General features: G+C 62.7%; 1 protein-coding gene. It reads right to left on the bottom strand.

Annotation, left to right across the window (positions count from 1 at the left end; genetic code table 11):
• The coding region (locus B3797_RS09720) for an ATP-binding cassette domain-containing protein (RefSeq protein WP_311790973.1) at positions 1 to 271 on the bottom strand (271 nt) is incomplete at both ends.

The raw sequence follows: 271 nt of genomic DNA, 5'->3' as shown, positions 1-271 counted from the left end.
CGTTACGTCGAGAACAAATCCGTAATTGCGCATCAGCGCGTCGGCGTCGCGCACCATGCGCCGACGATCGACCATGCCGAAGCGGCGCGGCTCGCGGCCGATAAACAGGTTGTCAGCCACCGACATATTCGGCAGCAGATTGACCTCCTGATAGACCGTACCAATGCCCATCTTTTGCGCGTCAGCGGTGCTGCGCGGCGCAATGGTCTGCCCGTTCAGCGTCAGCGTGCCCGCGTCGCGGCTGTACACCCCGGTCAGCACCTTGATCAGG

Source organism: Pantoea sp. UBA5923 (genome assembly GCF_002431095.1).
Classification (GTDB): domain Bacteria; phylum Pseudomonadota; class Gammaproteobacteria; order Enterobacterales; family Enterobacteriaceae; genus Pantoea; species Pantoea piersonii.
Note: the sequence above shows the minus strand (reverse complement) of the source record. Positions and strands in the feature narration are given on the sequence as shown.